At 35.6% G+C, this 16,869-nt stretch carries 17 protein-coding genes, 1 other RNA gene and 1 pseudogene; 4 read left to right on the top strand and 15 right to left on the bottom strand.

Annotation, left to right across the window (positions count from 1 at the left end; translation table 11 throughout):
* On the top strand, positions 1-206 hold a 206-nt coding region (locus tag AC1DS7_RS04305; RefSeq protein WP_476998795.1), incomplete at its 5' end, for an IS3 family transposase.
* A gap of 158 nt (positions 207-364) precedes the next feature.
* Here AC1DS7_RS04305 and AC1DS7_RS04300 read toward each other — a convergent pair.
* The 6 genes and pseudogenes from AC1DS7_RS04300 to AC1DS7_RS04275 form a co-directional block, all read right to left on the bottom strand.
* A complete protein-coding gene (locus AC1DS7_RS04300; protein WP_012261967.1) occupies positions 365-589 on the bottom strand; it encodes a DUF3947 family protein in 225 nt (74 codons plus the stop codon).
* Between the two features lie 63 nt (positions 590-652).
* Positions 653-862 carry a DUF3955 domain-containing protein gene (locus tag AC1DS7_RS04295; protein WP_002034702.1) on the bottom strand — a complete coding sequence of 70 codons (210 nt, stop codon included), beginning with the start codon at positions 860-862 and terminating at the stop codon, positions 653-655.
* Between the two features lie 184 nt (positions 863-1,046).
* Positions 1,047-1,562, bottom strand: a complete 516-nt coding sequence (speG, locus tag AC1DS7_RS04290) for a spermidine N1-acetyltransferase (protein WP_002034701.1) — start codon at positions 1,560-1,562, stop codon at positions 1,047-1,049.
* Between the two features lie 137 nt (positions 1,563-1,699).
* Positions 1,700-2,104, bottom strand: coding sequence for a phosphate-starvation-inducible protein PsiE (gene psiE / locus AC1DS7_RS04285; protein ID WP_002089513.1), 405 nt, complete (start codon positions 2,102-2,104; stop codon positions 1,700-1,702).
* Between the two features lie 71 nt (positions 2,105-2,175).
* Positions 2,176-2,472, bottom strand: a pseudogene (locus AC1DS7_RS04280) (winged helix-turn-helix transcriptional regulator).
* Positions 2,473-2,504: 32 nt separating this feature from the next.
* Positions 2,505-2,936 carry an Lrp/AsnC family transcriptional regulator gene (locus AC1DS7_RS04275; protein WP_002016035.1) on the bottom strand — a complete coding sequence of 144 codons (432 nt, stop codon included), beginning with the start codon at positions 2,934-2,936 and terminating at the stop codon, positions 2,505-2,507.
* 167 nt (positions 2,937-3,103) lie between these two features.
* Between AC1DS7_RS04275 and AC1DS7_RS04270 the strand changes: the two genes are divergently transcribed.
* From AC1DS7_RS04270 to AC1DS7_RS04260, 3 genes are all read left to right on the top strand, one after another.
* Positions 3,104-3,685 carry a beta-class carbonic anhydrase gene (locus AC1DS7_RS04270; RefSeq protein WP_016102247.1) on the top strand — a complete coding sequence of 194 codons (582 nt, stop codon included), beginning with the start codon at positions 3,104-3,106 and terminating at the stop codon, positions 3,683-3,685.
* 31 nt (positions 3,686-3,716) lie between these two features.
* Positions 3,717-4,166, top strand: coding sequence for a cyanase (gene cynS, locus AC1DS7_RS04265; RefSeq protein WP_001081567.1), 450 nt, complete (start codon positions 3,717-3,719; stop codon positions 4,164-4,166).
* A 127-nt stretch (positions 4,167-4,293) separates the two neighbouring features.
* Positions 4,294-5,574, top strand: coding sequence for a purine/pyrimidine permease (locus tag AC1DS7_RS04260; protein WP_016102248.1), 1,281 nt, complete (start codon positions 4,294-4,296; stop codon positions 5,572-5,574).
* 51 nt (positions 5,575-5,625) lie between these two features.
* Here the strand turns inward: AC1DS7_RS04260 and alo are convergent, their stop codons facing one another.
* The 9 genes from alo to rnr all read right to left on the bottom strand — a co-directional run bounded on the left by alo (position 5,626) and on the right by rnr (position 16,676).
* Positions 5,626-7,164 carry an anthrolysin O/cereolysin O family cholesterol-dependent cytolysin Alo gene (gene alo / locus AC1DS7_RS04255; RefSeq protein WP_016102249.1) on the bottom strand — a complete coding sequence of 513 codons (1,539 nt, stop codon included), beginning with the start codon at positions 7,162-7,164 and terminating at the stop codon, positions 5,626-5,628.
* 567 nt (positions 7,165-7,731) lie between these two features.
* Complete coding sequence (locus AC1DS7_RS04250) at positions 7,732-8,484, bottom strand: iron ABC transporter ATP-binding protein (protein ID WP_000590055.1); 753 nt, start codon at positions 8,482-8,484, stop codon at positions 7,732-7,734.
* Positions 8,481-9,545 (bottom strand): iron chelate uptake ABC transporter family permease subunit, encoded by a 1,065-nt coding sequence (locus tag AC1DS7_RS04245; RefSeq protein ID WP_002143713.1) that lies wholly within the window; start codon positions 9,543-9,545, stop codon positions 8,481-8,483. The genes AC1DS7_RS04250 and AC1DS7_RS04245 overlap by 4 nt, the downstream gene beginning before the upstream one ends.
* Positions 9,542-10,558, bottom strand: a complete 1,017-nt coding sequence (locus tag AC1DS7_RS04240) for an ABC transporter permease (RefSeq protein WP_002143714.1) — start codon at positions 10,556-10,558, stop codon at positions 9,542-9,544. The genes AC1DS7_RS04245 and AC1DS7_RS04240 overlap by 4 nt, the downstream gene beginning before the upstream one ends.
* 19 nt (positions 10,559-10,577) lie before the next feature.
* A complete protein-coding gene (locus tag AC1DS7_RS04235) occupies positions 10,578-11,591 on the bottom strand; it encodes a siderophore ABC transporter substrate-binding protein (protein WP_002143715.1) in 1,014 nt (337 codons plus the stop codon).
* Positions 11,592-12,021: 430 nt separating this feature from the next.
* Positions 12,022-12,699 (bottom strand): response regulator transcription factor, encoded by a 678-nt coding sequence (locus tag AC1DS7_RS04230; protein ID WP_002143716.1) that lies wholly within the window; start codon positions 12,697-12,699, stop codon positions 12,022-12,024.
* Between the two features lie 382 nt (positions 12,700-13,081).
* Positions 13,082-13,436: a transfer-messenger RNA gene (gene ssrA / locus AC1DS7_RS04225) on the bottom strand.
* Positions 13,437-13,561: 125 nt separating this feature from the next.
* A complete protein-coding gene (gene smpB / locus AC1DS7_RS04220) occupies positions 13,562-14,029 on the bottom strand; it encodes an SsrA-binding protein (RefSeq protein ID WP_002034685.1) in 468 nt (155 codons plus the stop codon).
* Positions 14,030-14,243: 214 nt separating this feature from the next.
* Positions 14,244-16,676: a ribonuclease R gene (rnr, locus tag AC1DS7_RS04215; protein WP_418904573.1), complete on the bottom strand. Its 2,433-nt coding sequence runs from the start codon at positions 16,674-16,676 to the stop codon at positions 14,244-14,246.
* Between the last annotated feature and the right edge of the window lie 193 nt (positions 16,677-16,869).

Genomic DNA, 16,869 nt, shown 5'->3' with positions numbered 1-16,869 from the left:
CTCGAAGAGGCAACTGTTGGGATAATGCTTGTATGGAAAACTTCTTCAGTCACTTTAAGGCAGAGTGTTTTCATTTATACTCCTTCCGTAAAGCGAATGAGGTCAAACTTGCCGTGCGTAAATATATGCACTTTTATAATCATCAAAGATTTCAAAAGAAATTAAATAACCTGAGTCCATATAAATATAGAACTCAGGTTGCTTAGTTGCGCTTTTTAAATACTGTCTACTTGACAGGGGTCACTGCAATCAGTGGGGGTTTTGTTCTTACCCACTGATTATTAGCCTTCACCAATCGGGCGTTTACGGGCAGTTGATCTCCCACCTAACTTCTTTGCTCCTGCCGAATTTTGAGGTGGGAGTTTTACTGCCCGTTAATGCGGGATAAACCCGCTGGATGCACATCGTAATGTACAATTTGCATCGGAGGCTGTGAGTACGACATATACTGTCCTTGCATCATTTGTGCAAAATATGCTTGCTGCTGCATTTGAATCACTTGATTCACAGCATAAATTGTCCCCTGTGCTCCTGCCAAAGTAATAGCCAATCCTACTTGTCTTTCAGGATAACAATAATGATTCACCATTATTCAGCTCACTTTTTATTTTTCTTCCCTATCGTATGTTTCTATTTCATGGCAAGTGTTTTATTACGCTGTCTTGTTTCGAAGCACCGAGAAAAGAGCCACACATAAAATTGCAACAATTCCAGTGAAGGTAAATAAATATGCTAACGGAATTAAGTAAAATGGCTCCACTAAAGTTCCGTCTGGTTTTACTTCCGAACCAATTACATTAAACATAATGATGCATAACACTCCTAAAAATATTGGACTAGAAGCTAATAAATATTTTTTCATAATATATTCTCCTTTGATTTCACAATTAATTTATCTGCATTCCTTTTTACTATTCTCAATACCATCATAATAAGCCCACTAACATTTTAAGTCAACAACTATTTATTGTTTTGCAATAAATAGTTGTTGTTAAACATATTAAAAAAGGCTATAGACAATGATCGTCTATAGCCTTTTCATTCCATTATTTCGTTCTAAAATATTCCTTCTGGAACATGCACATTCTTATCGCATTATGGTAGTTTCCATCAACGAAAAACTCGTCGAGAAGTTCTCCTTCTACCATAAATCCAACCTTTTTATAAACATGTACAGCCTTTTCATTCTCTTTATCAACAACTAAATAGAGTTTATGCATATTTAATACAGAAAAAGCGTAATCCATCGCTAAACGCGTCGCTTCCGCTGCATAACCATGTCCTTGATAATTCGGATCAATAATAATCTGGAATTCAGTTCTTCGATGAATATAATCAATTTCCACTAACTCAACTAATCCAACCATCTCATTATCTTTCTCCAGGATAAAACGGCGTTCACTTTGATCGTGGATATGTTTATCATATAAATCCTGTAGTTCTACAAAAGCCTCATACGGCTCTTCAAACCAATAAGACATAATATGTGCGTTATTATTAAGTTCGTGCACGAACTTTAAATCTTCCCGTTCTAAAGGACGTAACTTTAATTCCTGACTCATTTCTATAACCTCCAAGTAAAATAACCTCTTCACTTAATTTCTCAATTTTTTTCGATTTCAAACGCCCTAATTACATTGTAAACCTTTAAGTAACTTGAAGGTCAAGGTACAAAAAATAGTGCAAACTTATGTCTGCACTACTCTTTTCTCAAATCTCTCATATTCGATATGTATAAAGCAATAACTAAAACAAGAATGGATCCCGCATATAATAACGTCTCCATCGGTTCCTCATGAGATACAATAATTAATCTAATTAAAGCCGTAATTCCGATATAAATAAAATAACGTAACGGAAAATGATAATTCGATTTGAAATACTTAATAATTAATGCGATAAACTCGAAGTATAAGAAATAGACGATAATACTTTCAACTAATTTATAAGATGTATACTTCTTCGTCGAAAATATGTATTGAATAAAAGTAATCGTTTCATTAATTAAAAAGATAGATAAGACAATGGATAATATGATTAGAGCTATATTTAATATCCATTGCAAGACACTAGCAATAAAATGATCGATGTTAAATGATTTCATTTTCTCTTTAAACTCCCCTTCGTATAAGTACTTGTTCATTATAGCAAACTTACAATTATAGGAGTGTTAAATCATATATGATCGTCCTCTTTCACTATCACCATTAGGATATCTTTGCTTAATATAGTTGCCTCCCCAATCGCAAAGTACTTTTAAAACTTCTTTTAATGATTGTCCCTGTTTCACTCAACTTTCGGTGGTACTTGATTGTATACTTTTCTAGACACAAGCCCATCTTTTTCAAGCTCTTTCAATTGCTCAGTAAGCATTTTTTGCGTAATACCAGTTACCAATCGTTTTAACTCGCCCGTTAATGCGGGATAAAAATCAAACGACTTTATTATCTCTATACAAATAGGGATTAGCAAATAATGTTACTATAACCTCAAAAAAAGAAATCTTATTTTAACTTTCCTATTGATAAGTTAACACGATAATTCCCATACTTTAATAGTCGCCCCAGAAAGTTATCCAATTCTTCATTAGAAGCAAAATGTGTTTTTAATAAATAACATCCCTCACCGCTTATACGGTCTACTTCAGAAATCCCTTCTTCTTTTTGAAAGAAATTCATAAACTCTTGATGATTAGCTGTTGTTACGAATAAAGTAACAAATGCAGTCACTACTTGTCCTAATTTGATTCGGTTTATTGCGATTGTATATTGTTCAATAATCCCTAAATCCTCTAATCTTCGAATTCGATTTCCTACAGCCTGCCCTGTCATATGTATTTTTTGACCAAGTTCTTTCCATTGTATTCTTGAGTTTTCTCCTAATAATTTCAGTATCTCAAAATCTGTTTGATCAATGATATAAACCAATCCTTTCATCGTGAAAGTAGAAAGCCAGAAAGTGTTTCGCCAACTTATTCTGCTTGTCGATACAATTCACTATACTTAGTTTATCCTCTTACATCACATTGTTTATCAGTTATATTTACTTATAACACAGAGGACGCAACAAAAGAATACATCTAGATTTAAAGGAGGTTACAAATATGTTATTACAAGAGATTTTATCGTTCAATGAACAATTTGTAGAAAATAAAGAATACGCTCCTCATGAAGCGACAAAAATGCCTAAAAAACGTATGGTTGTTGTTTCTTGCATGGACGCTCGTTTAATTGAGCTACTTCCAAAAGCTTTAGATATACACGATGGTGATGCAAAAGTTATCAGAAATGCAGGTGGTAAAATTGCTTCTGCTTTCGATAGTGTTATGCAAAGTGTTGTCGCATCAGTATATGATCTAAATGCAGATGAAATCTTCCTTATCGGACACCAAAGATGTGGTGCGAGCCAAACTAATCCAAAAGGAACACTTCAAAAAATATTAGATCGTGGAGTAGCTTCACCAGAAATTTTATCAGCGATTGAATATGCTGGTGTTGACCTTGAAAAATGGTTATTTGGATTCGATGATGTCAACGGTTCAACTCAAGCTAATGTTGATTTAGTAAGAAATCATCCACTTATTCCAAAAGATGTTCCTGTACATGGTTTAGTTATTGATCCTCACACAGGTAAATTAGATTTAATAGTTGATGGATATAAAGCATTAAATGGTATGAAAAATTAATTATTACTTAAATGAAGGGAAGTTATTAGATATGAATAGACAAGAAGCTACGCAAAAAATTATGGAAGCAAAAATTGCAAAAGGTTTAACATGGGAAGAAATTTCAAAAGTAAGTGAAAACTCTGAGACTTGGGTTGTAACAGCGTTATTAGGACAAGCTACAATGACACGTCCAGAAGCAGAAAAAATCGGTAAACTATTAGAATTAGATGAAGAAGTAGTTCAAGCATTAACAGTAGTTCCACTTAGAGGTCAAGTAATGCAAATGCCTCCTACTGACCCAATCTTATATCGATTATATGAAATGATGTTACAATACGCACCAACTCTTAGAGAATTAATCCTAGAAAAAGCTGGCGAAGGTGTAATGAGTGCAATTAACTTCAATCTAGGTGTGGACACACAAGAAGATCCAAAAGGTGGCGACCCTCGTATCGTGATTACACTTAACGGGAAATTCTTACCGTTCCGTACATGGTAATTAATTAAAAATCTATTTATATAATTAAAGTAATTTTATAAATTTACAAAATCCATCCTTTTTAATCTAGCTGTGTAGAAAGGATGGATTTTTACTATGAGATTCTTTTTATACGAGGGAGAATAATATGAATAAAAAATACGTCGATACGAGCTTTAGTATTCTACAGTGGTTTGTGTTTTTATTAGCAAATGCAATTGCATTGCCTATCATTATTGGTGGCATATTCCATTTATCAATAGAAGATATCTCAACATTAATGCAACGAACTTTTTTAGTTGTAGGAGTAAGTTCATTTATACAAGCATGGTTTGGGCATCGCTATCCCATAGCGGATGGGCCAGCCGGCTCATGGGTAAGTATATTTGTCATATTGGGACAAGTCGCTATGCATCAGGGACAAAGTGCAAAGGATGTATTACAACTTTTAGAAGGTGGATTAATTATTGCAGGTATATTACTCTTCGTCCTTGGTATAACAGGGCTTGTTCATCGAATTCTACGTTTATTTACACCCTTGGTTACAGGAACTTTTCTTTTAATATTATCTCTTCAGCTTAGTGGTGTGTTACTAAAAGGAATGATGGGATTACAAGGAGCTGTAACTCATCCTGATTATACAACGGCTGCTATTGCGCTCTTTGTTTTTGCCCTTATTACTTTCTTATCAATTAAAGGGAACGGATGGATGAAAAGTTACGCTGTGTTACTTGGAATTTCATGTGGTTGGCTTTTGTATGCTGTATTAGGAAAATCATCTCATATACCTTCACACACACGGTTAGTTAAGTTACCAGAGCTATTTTCTTGGGGCACACCTAGATTAGATATTGGAATGGCTCTAACTGCAACTTTATTTACATTTCTTTTAGTTGCAAATACAATCGCTGCTATTTCGGCTGTAAAACAAGTGGCTCCGTTATCTAAAGAAAATGAAAAGCAAATACTGAACCGCGGCGTGTGGGCCGGAGGTATATCGCATATTATCTCGTCGGTGTTTTCTACAATTGGAATTGTACCATTACCTGCATCAGCAGGATTTATTCAACTAACAGGACAAAGAAAAGGGAAGTCGTTCCTTATAGCAAGTCTTATATTAGCAGGAATTTCTTTTATTCCTTCAATTGTAAACTTTATATCCTTGCTACCAGGTCCTATTGCTAATGCCGCACTTTTAGCAACATTTGTCCAAGTAATAGGCATTTCATTCCAATCCATTTTACGTGAAGAATTAAATCAACGCCGATTAACTATATTAGGAATTTCATTATTAATCAGTTTGGGTATAATGTTTCTTCCAGAAAGTGCATTTAGCGGAATTCCTTCTTCCTTACAATATGTTTTAAGTAATGGATTACTTGTGGGTACCATGCTTGTCATTCTATTGGAACAGTTTTGGAAAGAGTAAAATTTGTGACTAAGTAAAAAAGCGCCCTGCTTACAGGGCGCCTTTTTATACCTAATGACTAATACTAGCAGTTGGGTATAATGTTGTTCCTCCAATTGAAACTTTTATTTCATTTGTTAATGGAACATTTTGTTCATTAATAATTGTTCTCCACCATTCCCATGCAAGACCAGTACATTCTCTTGCTACGATTTTTATATTTTTTGAATTTGGTGGAAGAGGGATAACTGTAGAGTAATGAGCCGTTTTGTCTTTGCCGCTACCATCCCATGTTTTATGTGTTAGTACTTCTTTACCATTTTGATCAAATGTGAATTCATCCCAAGATACATCAAATTGCGCAACGTAAGCACCGTAATGATCCAGTATCATTTTAGCACTTGAATATTCTGTAGTTGTCGTCTCGATATAATCTGTATTGTTATGAACAGCAGCAGTTGCATTATCTTTTAAAAAAGTACTTGTATATGAAATTGGATATGCTGGATTTTTAAGACTTAATTCAGCATTATCTTTAATGATATTTCGGATTTCATTGAAATCTTTAGTAACAACCTTGTTATGCTCTTTCGCATCTCCGCCTAATACTACAGCAGTAAAAGTACTTTCTTCAAAAATATCTTTGTACTGTCCACTCGTTTCGACGCTGTTATTCTTAAGTAAGGCTTTAAAAGCAGCTTGTACATCTTTGCTCTTAGATGTTGTTTCTAATTTTACATAAACAGTTCTACCATAAGCTACATTTGAGACCATAACAGGTGGAGCCGAATTACTTACACCTTTACGAGTTAACTCACCAAAAGTAACACTATTATCAAAAAGATCGGATGGATTGTTAGGTAGTTCAGCACTTACGGTATAAAATATTTGCTTATATGCCGCTACCATCACTTTCTTCTCTCCATTTGCAACCGCATTAAAATCGATGTTTAGACTGTTATCGAGATATTTAGCGTTAACGTTAAGGGCACTTGCGATTTGTGATTTACTATAAACCATAGATTCTGTATACTGCATTCTTGCAGGTAACGTATGTGTTTTAGAATACTTTTCATTCCAAGTAGATACTAAATCATCTACTGCTCCAGCCACATTACCATATGTCGGATTTTGGACAGTAATTGTATTTTCTTTTCTCATGCCAGGTAAGTCTATACTAATATTTAAAGGCTTTCTCTTAGCCACTAATAAACTCGGTTGATTGTCTGCAAAAGCTTTATTTGCAAGTTGTACCGCTCCTGGATACGTACGATTCACCACAGAATCAATAATCGAAATATCGACTGGTGAAGTTGTAAGTGATTTTTTCTCGCGTTCCACTACTACAAATTTACCATTTGAATTGATACTTTCTTTCGGAACAAAACTCTCTACCTTATCACCATTTACAGCTAAAACCTCTTGATTATTATATTTAAGGCTTGCTATACCAGTATCAATGCCACTAGCATTTTTGGTTACATCAGTTGCATTACCTACTTGTGTTTCTGCGAAGGAAATAGATGAATAATTAATAGTGCATAGACTAACTAATAAACACGCAAGGAACTTTCTTCTTTTAGTGTTTTTCTTAATATTCAGAAAAATCACCCCGTTCTTTTTTTAGTAAGATATGATAATGATTGATAAATGATAGCTAACTAATAAACCTACATAAATGCTTTCAAAAGTTCTTGAATTAACGGGATTACGCCACCTACAAATTTCAAAACTGCCATTGCGATTTCCATATTATTTCCTCCTTTTTTATTGCTACGAAAATGTGATTTATCTTTATGCCCTCATTATAGTGACCCCTTACACTTTTATCAATACACTCTTATATGCAATATTACATACAAAAAAAACAAGCTGAATTCTTATAAAAAGTTATACAGAGATAAATTTTTCGTTTGGTAAATACTTGAAAACACAAAGCGTTCCTTTGCATTTCATGAGTAATTTACAAGTTTATTGTTGGAAGCATCGCAGGACCGGAAGTAATGAAATACATGCAGGACTGTTACGAGCAGCCAGAAATATTAAGAGTTATCATGGGCAACCGCATAAAAAAAGCTGCTGCCTATAAAATACAGACAGCAACTTCAACTAGAGTAGCTGGCATGATTTACGCAAGCTACAGTATTTTTTTGACATACTCATTTTTACACTTTGTAACTAATAAACAGCGATTGGCCCATAAGGACCATTGATAATTTCTATTTTTGTTTCAAAAATATCTGTCAAAATTGTTGGGTCCATAACCTCTTCTACTGTTCCAAAAGCAGCAATTTGTCCATCTTTCATAGCACAAATTTTATCAGAGTATTTAGCTGCAAAATTTATGTCATGCATAACAGTCAAAATTGTTCTTCCAAATTCATTAGCCGCGCGTCTTAAATGCTCCATCATTTGAACAGAACGAGCAACATCAAGGTTGTTCAGAGGCTCATCCAAAAGTACATACTCAGTCTCTTGGCACAATACCATCGCTACATATGCCCTTTGTCTTTGACCACCAGAAAGCTCATCTAAATATCTATTCTCTAAACTAGTTAAATCTAGGAAATCAATATATTTAGAAATGATAACTTCATCTTCTTTAGTTAATCTTCCCTTTGAATAAGGAAAGCGCCCAAATCCAACTAGTTGTCTAATCGTAAGCCTCGTTACAAAATGATTTTCTTGTCGCAATATAGTCAAAATTTTCGCTAAGTCTTTTGATTTGGATTCAGAAACATCCATATTCGCTACCTGAATTTGACCTTCATCCATATCTAAAAGTCTTCCAATCATCAAAAGTGTCGTAGACTTTCCAGCGCCATTTGGTCCAATTAAAGAAGTAAAGCCCGCTTTTGGTATTTCAATATCCAAAGGTCCTATTTTTACCTTATCAGTATAGAACTTTTTAACATTATCAATTTTTATCATAAAGCCCTCTTCCTTAAAACTATAGTTAAGAATACTATTCCACCAAATAATTCAATAATAACTGAAACTACACCTTGAGCATGGAATACATGATACATTAAAAAGTATGCACTCGTCATTATCAAAAATCCTATAGCAAAAGCCATTGGGAAAATATATCTATGATCATAAGTTGACGCCGCTTGATAACTCAAAGTTGCCACTAAAAATCCGTAGAAAGTAAGTGGTCCAATTAGAGCTGTTGAAATGGACATCAAAATAGCAACTAATACAAGCGTATAAATTACACTAGGTTGATATTTAACTCCAAAAGAAGTAGCAACATCCTTTCCTAGTGACAAAACATTCAAATTCTTAGAATGAGCAAAAATTAATACTGCTACAATTATGATCATAGGAATTACAATAGGAAAATATGCAGGATCTGCATGATTAACAGAACCAAATAATTTCGCTTGTAAAATATCAAACTCTGAAGGCGCAAGTAGCTTTCTCATAAAAGTTGACACAGAATTTAGTCCGGTACCAATAATAATTCCAACTAAAAGCATAAGTTGTAAATTCCCGTATTTACCGGAAAGTAACCATCCATAAAGTATCAAACTCATGAAGACCATAACAACAACTTGGAATACAAACGATCCAATTCCATTAAAGTTTATTAATGCACTAGCACCAAAGAAGAATATTGTACTCGTATGAATTGCTGAATAAAGTGATTCGAAACCTAAAAGCGAAGGAGTAATAATCTTATTGTTCGTAATAGATTGGAAAGCAACTGTCGACAAGCTATGGCAAACTGCAGCAATAATCATCGCAACAATGGCTATTATCCTTCTCTTAACAACTGGGATAAAAGAAGGTGAATCTATCGGAACTGGATTGTTATAAACTAAAAGTCCATATGAAGAAAGGAGACCTAAAGCGATCAATGTTATCAGTACAATCCAATAACGTCTTGCTTCCTTCTTAGAACGAAAAGCGCTAGCTGATCTACTTTCATTATGAAGGCTAGAATCGATTTCGACATTTTCTTTATTTCTATAGTCTAATGTGATCATCGTAGCCTCCTTGGTTTTCTTTTTCTCAATAAAATAGTAATAAATACGACTGCTCCCACTGTTGCAAGTATTAAAGAAACAGGTACTTCAAAAGGCTTTATAATTGTTCGAGAAATGATGTCACAGGCAGTTATTGTCCCCATTCCGATCACACATACCCAAGGTAAATTACTCCTAAGATCATCTCCCCTAAACATTGAAACAATGTTTGGAACAATTAATCCCAAGAAAGGTAAGTTTCCAATAACAGCTGCAACAATTCCAACTGCAACAGAGATAAGGCCAGTCCCAAAAAGAACAATTCTATTGTAATTAACTCCAAGGCTTGTTGCGACATCTTCTCCTAGTCCAGCTAGAGTCAATCTATTAGCATACATAAAAATAAGCACAGTAACGATAACAATCAGCCATAAATATTCATATCTTCCCACCTGAACGGTAGCAAATGAACCTACGAACCAAGTTTCAATACTTTGCGTCATTTGAAAAAGGAGTCCCAAAAAAGTAGACACTGCAGAAATAACTGCTCCAAGCATCAATCCAATAATCGGAACAATTAAAGACGAACGAAGTTTAACTCTTCTTAAAAATAGAAAGAAAATCATAGTTCCTATAAAAGAAAAAATGATTGCACCAGTCATTCTTTGAACTAACGTCGGGGCAGGAAATAATAAATATACAAAAAGCAGGCCTAAGCCTGACCATTCAATAGTCCCCGTTGTAGTAGGTTCAACAAAACGATTCTGTGTAATTAATTGCATTACAAGCCCTGCCATCGCCATTGCAGCTCCAGTAAGCATTAATGCAACTGTTCTCGGAACACGAGTTATGAAAAACATCTCCATTCCGTCCTCTTGTCCACGTATATCATAAACTCCAGTAAACAGTGATATAATCCCTAAAATTGTAACAACTATAATCGCTATTATAAAAGGTTTTGTCCATATTTTATTGTGATTATAAAACTGGGGTTGAGAAATATTCTCAACCCTAGAAATCATATTTTTTGACACTGTTTCGTACTCCTTTACACTACTTAGCTAAAGTTTTTGCGATATTTCCAAATAACTCTATATAAGTCTGAATTGATTCATTTGTGTAAGTATCTGCTGGTGCATAAACAACTTGTTTTTTAGAAACAGCAGTTGTGTTTTGAAGAGCTGGTGATTTAGAAATAACATCTTGAGCAGGAGCTGAAGTAGCAGCATCAGATGTTGCAGCATCACGATCTAATACGAAAAGCCAATCAGGATTTGTTTGTGCAATAGCTTCAACAGAAACGTCATCACCTTTATGACCTGCAGTAGAATTAGCAACTTCTAGTGCTGGAGTCCAACCGAAAATTTCATACATCGGTCCCCAAACGCGACCAGAGTGCGGCGCAGCAAAACCAATATTTCCACCAGTAACAATAACACTCATAACTTTATCTTTTCCATTATAAGCAGATTTTACTTTTTCAATAGATTTATCAAAATCAGCTACTACTTGTTTAGCTTCTTTATCTTTATCAAAGATTTTCCCTAAAGTAATTGTAGAATCTTTAAGTCCTTTTACTAAGTTTTCGCCAGGCTTAGTAGCTTTTTCAGAAACATCAACATTAAGATCAATAACAGCTGCATTTGGCACTAATTTTTTGATTTCTTCGTAATGACCAGCAAATCTTTGACCAACGATTACAAGTTCAGGGTTTGCCGCTGCAATAATTTCAAGATTTGGTTCGCGGTGATTCCCAATATTTTTAACTGAATCATCTTTTACATATGCTGAATCTGCAGGCATTACATCCTTTGGAGCAGCCGCTAATTTAATTCCCCAATCAGCTAAAGTTTCAAAAGTTCTATTATCTAAAGCAACTACATTCTTTGGATTTACAGGGACTTTAACAGTTCCATGTGCATCAGTGATTTCAACTGTTTTTGGCTTATCACTACTATCACCTTTATTAGCTTTCGAAGTTTCCTTACTTGAATCTGAGCAAGCCACTAACATTAAAGTGAAAATTGCTAAAATACTTACTAATTTTAAAAGCATAGTTTTTTTCATACGTATACTCCTTATAATGTAATTTAGTTCGAAAATGATAACGTCCATAGATTAAATTAGATAGTAACTTTTATGTATCTAAATTGCTATTGATAATCATTTTCATTTGAACATCCTGTTAATAAGTATAGTCATTAATTATGTGAAAATCTTGTGAATGGTGTGAGTTAATAAAATTAAACATACATTAGATACAGTCTCATCTAATGCGCACCAAAGTCATCCCCCACACGTACTAATCAATAGATTGGGCACCTTATAAACCATGATTTCTACTGCAAAAAAAATGCCCATGAATAGCTAATTTTTCATAATCCATTGCCTGGTAGCAATCTTCTTTTTATAGTTTCCGTCTTTTAATATTTCACAGAAACTATTTGATTATCAGGTTTAATAGAAAAAACTGTACTTTACCTATTATCTTATTTTATCATTCAATCATTGAATAGCCCCTGCCATGTATCGTTTGAATATATCTATCTCTCTTCTCGCACTTTAACTTTTTTCTTACATACCCAATATATAAATCCACTACATTGGGATTGACTACTACGTTATATCCCCAAACCTGGTTCAAAAGCATTTCACGGCTCAATATTGTATTTTTATTCTTGATTAAAAATACAAGTAAATCGTACTCGCGCTTAGTAAGCGTGAGATTTTTACCACCTTTTTTTACAATATGGCTAGATGCATCAACAAAGAGATCTTTAAACTGAAAAAAGTTTGTCTCATTTTGCTGGATACAGTCACTTCTCCTTAAAATAGCTTGAACCCTTGCTACTAATTCTTCTTTCACAAATGGTTTTCTAATATAATCATCTGCTCCTGCTTGTAGCCCTGCTATGCAATCCTTGCTAGAAATATTGTCGGTCACAATAATTATCGGTGTCGTTTTAACAAGTCGTATTTGTCTACAAATTTCTGGCCCCGATATACTTAACGAATCCCAATCCAATATGATAATATCCCAATCTTGTTCATATACTATATTTAAACCTTGGTTTTCATTGTGAAGTTTTAAAATGAAATAGCCCTCTTGCGTTAGACCGCTTACGATTTTCTTTGCAAAAGACCGTTCATTCTTAATTACTAACACCTGCTTCACCGATGGTTCACCTCTACTTCAATATAACTTAGTTGGATAAAAAGTTATCCCCAAAAAATAATTTAAGACTTATAAATATTAAATCCCTAAAAAAAGCCGTTATAACGGTTTATTAGGAGAACTCTATATAATCTTACAATAGATATGGATGAAAACACAAAATATATGAAGATTTAAATACATATTATTTAATCATTAAGAGCAACTATATTATCTAGTTGCTTATTATCAATAACTATTCATTCAGTTTCTGTTTCAAGGGTACCGTCCTCAACTTAAGCATTTTATAAAACCACAAAACAAAAAGAACCATCCCCCCGCCACTCTGGCAAAGTTATGGTTCATATCATACAAAATAAAAAACCACCAAACAGTTATGTATTGGTGGAGACGGTGGGAGTCGAACCCACGTCCAAAAATATCGGCACTTAAGCTTCTACGAGTGTAGTCGATATATTAGCATTTCGCGAACTCTTCGGCCTATCGACAGGCTTCCAAGTTGCTAGTCTGATTGTTCTCTTCCTTCGCCCTCAGACGGCGAACTCCGGCGTAGTCCACTTAGTTTGAGTCCCTTACCCTACCACATGGACGATGGAGGGAGGAACCTTTAGTGCAATTAAGCAGCTAAAGAAAGATTGTTTTGTTTGCCAATTATAGGCTTTGACGTTTTAACGAGGCCGATCCCCTCGACTCGCAACCTAAGCTCGAACTATCCCTGTCGAATCCGTAACGTCCCCATGATAAAAATGGAGCATACGAAGAAATATCGTGATAGCTACTAAGAGCTGTTTTTCAATGTGCAACAATCTTACATAAGTTATTATATCATACGCGCGCCGTTTTACAAATGTAAATATCTGTATTACATCTTTTGACGATCACGGAACACGCGTGCAATTTCACGTTTAGCTTCTTTCTCTTTTAAATCGTGACGCTTATCATATTGCTTCTTACCTTTTGCTAAACCAAGTGCCATTTTCGCAAATCCATTTTTCAAATAGATTCTAACTGGAACTAATGCATATCCTGTTTCTTTTGCGTAACCTGCTAGCTTATCAATTTCTTTTTTATGAAGAAGTAACTTCCTTGTACGTAGCGGATCGTGATTGAAACGATTCCCTTGTTCATATGTATTAATATGCATATTATGAACCCATACTTCACCGTTATGTATACGTGCAAACGCATCTTTCAAGTTCACGCGTCCAGCGCGAATCGACTTAATTTCCGTTCCTTGAAGGACAAGCCCTACTTCGTATGTTTCTTCGATGAAATAATCATGAAATGCTTTTTTATTTTGCGCAATAACCTTACCTGTACCCTTTGGCATATAACGTCCCTCCTCTATTTTTACCATTGTAACAAATGTAAACAAAAAGCGAAAGTGGCTCGCTCAGAATGTGAGGTGGATGGAGCTTCTGACCTTGAGGCGCTCTTTGCCTCCTGGGAAGAAGCGAAGCCACCAAACATTCTAGCCACTGTAGCTGGATTCCACAAAAAGCGAAAGTGGCTCGCTCAGAATGTAAGGCGAAGCCACTCTTTTCTTACTTGCGCTTTTTCTTTTTCTTCTTGAATCCTGGTACATTTTCAAAGAATCCTTTTTTCTTCTTACCATTACCATTACTATTACCATCTTTTTTCCCTGGCTGACTAGCGGATGTGGATGCAGATGCAGATGCAGATGCTTTTCCTTTTCCTTGTCCACCACGATCAAACTTTCTTCCTGTGCCGCGTTCACCACCGCGCTCATTACTACGTTCGCTACGTCCACCGCGTTTCTTTCTGCCTGTTCTTGGCTGTTCAATCACAACTGGACGATCTTTGAACTTACGACGAGGTGTGCCTTTCATGCCAACGATTTCAAAGTCGATTGCGCGCTCGTCTTTATTTACGTTAATAACACGAATTGTAATTTCGTCACCGATGCGGAATACGTTACCTGTACGTTCTCCGATCATCGCAAAATGTTTTTCGTCATAACGGTAGTAATCATCTGTTAAATAGCTAACGTGTACAAGACCTTCAATTGTATTTGGAAGCTCTACGAATAAACCGAAGTTTGTTACAGAGCTAATCATACCGTCATACTCTTCACCGATCTTATCGACCATATACTCTGCTTTTTTCATTTCGTCTGTTTCACGCTCTGCTTCAACAGCGCGGCGTTCCATATTAGAAGAGTGCTCTGCAATCTCAGGTAAGTTTTCACGCCATTTCGCTTGCGTTTCGTTGTCTACTTTACCATTAATGATGTATTCACGAATCAATCTATGAACAATCGTATCTGGGTAACGACGAATTGGCGATGTGAAATGCGTGTAGAACTCAGTTGATAAACCAAAATGTCCTAAGCTGTTCGAGTCGTAACGTGCTTGCTTCATAGAACGAAGCATAACTGTTGAAATGACTATTTCTTCCGGCTGACCTTGAACCATTTCAAGAATTTGCTGCAATGCACGAGGGTGTATTTCATTCGCACGTCCCTTTACTGCATATCCGAAGTTTGTTACAAACTCGAAGAAACGCTCAAGCTTATCTTCTTTCGGATCTTCATGGACACGGTACATAAACGGTACGTTCATCCAGTGGAAATGCTCCGCTACTGTTTCGTTCGCAACAAGCATAAACTCTTCAATTAACTTCTCTGATACAGAACGATCACGCATTACAACATCAGTCGGTTTTCCTTCTTCATCTACTAGTACTTTCGCTTCTTTAAAGTCAAAGTCAATCGCACCACGGCGCATACGTTTTTCACGTAAAATTTGTGCTAACTGCCCCATTTCTTTAAACATTGGCACTAGCGGCTCGTAACGTTCAATTAGCGCTTCGTCTTCATCTTCTAAAATGCTTCTTACGTCAGCATACGTCATACGCTCTGTCGTTTTAATTACACTTTGGAAAATCTCGTGTTTTACAACATCACCTAGATTGTTGATTTCCATTTCACAAGATAGTGTCAGACGGTCTACTTTCGGATTTAATGAACAAATACCGTTTGATAAACGATGCGGAATCATCGGAATTACACGGTCTACAAGATATACACTCGTTGCTCTCTCTGCTGCTTCAACATCAATTGGAGAACCTTCTTGAACGTAATGACTTACATCCGCAATATGAACACCAAGCTTATAGTTACCGTTCTCAAGCTTCGTTACTGTAACAGCGTCATCTAAGTCTTTCGCATCCGCACCATCAATTGTAACAATCATTTGATCACGTAAATCACGACGATCTTTTATATCTTCTTCTGAAATCGTTTCTGGTACACTGTTTGCATGCTCCATCACTTCTTCAGGGAATGCTAAAGGTAAATGATGTTTATGAATGACAGATAAAATATCTACTCCTGGGTCATTTTTATGACCTAGAATTTGAATAACTTCACCTTCTGCGCTTAAACGGTTCTCTGGGTAGCCCGTAATTTTCACAACTACTTTATGGCCTTCTACAGCGCCCATAGATGCACTTTTCAAGATAAAAATGTCACTTGTCCAGCGTTTATTATCAGGTATAACAAATCCAAAGTTCTTTGACTCTGTATATGTACCAACTAGTTCCTTCGTTCCACGCTCTAAAATACGAACAATCGCGCCTTCTTGGCGTGATCCACTTGATTGTGCGCTAACACGTGCTAATACTGTATCACCATGAAGTGCACCATTTAATTCTGTCGGCGGGATGAAAAGATCATCATCTCCTGTTTTCTTCTCTTCTGGAACGACGAACGCAAAACCACGTGCGTGCCCAATTAATTTACCGCGTACTAAATTCATTTTTTCTGGAAGACCGTAGCGGTTACTACGTGTGCGGATAACAAGCCCCTTCTCCTCCATCATTACAAGTGCCTTTACGAAATCTTTAAAGCCCTCAGAGCCTTCGATTCCAAATGCCGATTCTAATTCTTGTATCGTTAACGGTTTATACGCTTCTTCCCTCATAAATAATAACAACTTATCAATATGTTCTTGCATGATTTCTTCCAAGCAGAAATACCTCCTTTAAACCCTTATATTATTTAGTGTATCCGAAAGATGGGGGATGTATAAAGTGAAACTTTAATCATCTCCCAATGATTTTTTACAGCTTTCATAAAGTGTAACTTTAACCAGTGGTTTTTTGTCCGTCCCCACTGATTATTAGCCCACAAATAGCGGGATAAAAATT

The organism is Bacillus sp. P4_E1 (assembly GCF_056401715.1).
This window is presented reverse-complemented; position numbering and strand designations above follow the sequence as displayed.

Coding starts and splice junctions, on each gene's coding strand:
- smpB (WP_002034685.1), bottom strand. CDS start 14,029: ATGCCAAAGGGTACAGGTAAGGTTATTGCGCAAAATAAAAAAGCATTT.
- AC1DS7_RS04300 (WP_012261967.1), bottom strand. CDS start 589: ATGGTGAATCATTATTGTTATCCTGAAAGACAAGTAGGATTGGCTATT.
- AC1DS7_RS04235 (WP_002143715.1), bottom strand. CDS start 11,591: ATGAAAAAAACTATGCTTTTAAAATTAGTAAGTATTTTAGCAATTTTC.
- AC1DS7_RS04245 (WP_002143713.1), bottom strand. CDS start 9,545: ATGATCACATTAGACTATAGAAATAAAGAAAATGTCGAAATCGATTCT.
- AC1DS7_RS04295 (WP_002034702.1), bottom strand. CDS start 862: ATGAAAAAATATTTATTAGCTTCTAGTCCAATATTTTTAGGAGTGTTA.
- AC1DS7_RS04275 (WP_002016035.1), bottom strand. CDS start 2,936: ATGAAAGGATTGGTTTATATCATTGATCAAACAGATTTTGAGATACTG.
- AC1DS7_RS04260 (WP_016102248.1), top strand. CDS start 4,294: ATGAATAAAAAATACGTCGATACGAGCTTTAGTATTCTACAGTGGTTT.
- psiE (WP_002089513.1), bottom strand. CDS start 2,104: ATGAAATCATTTAACATCGATCATTTTATTGCTAGTGTCTTGCAATGG.
- AC1DS7_RS04270 (WP_016102247.1), top strand. CDS start 3,104: ATGTTATTACAAGAGATTTTATCGTTCAATGAACAATTTGTAGAAAAT.
- AC1DS7_RS04250 (WP_000590055.1), bottom strand. CDS start 8,484: ATGATAAAAATTGATAATGTTAAAAAGTTCTATACTGATAAGGTAAAA.
- speG (WP_002034701.1), bottom strand. CDS start 1,562: ATGAGTCAGGAATTAAAGTTACGTCCTTTAGAACGGGAAGATTTAAAG.
- rnr (WP_418904573.1), bottom strand. CDS start 16,676: ATGCAAGAACATATTGATAAGTTGTTATTATTTATGAGGGAAGAAGCG.
- cynS (WP_001081567.1), top strand. CDS start 3,717: ATGAATAGACAAGAAGCTACGCAAAAAATTATGGAAGCAAAAATTGCA.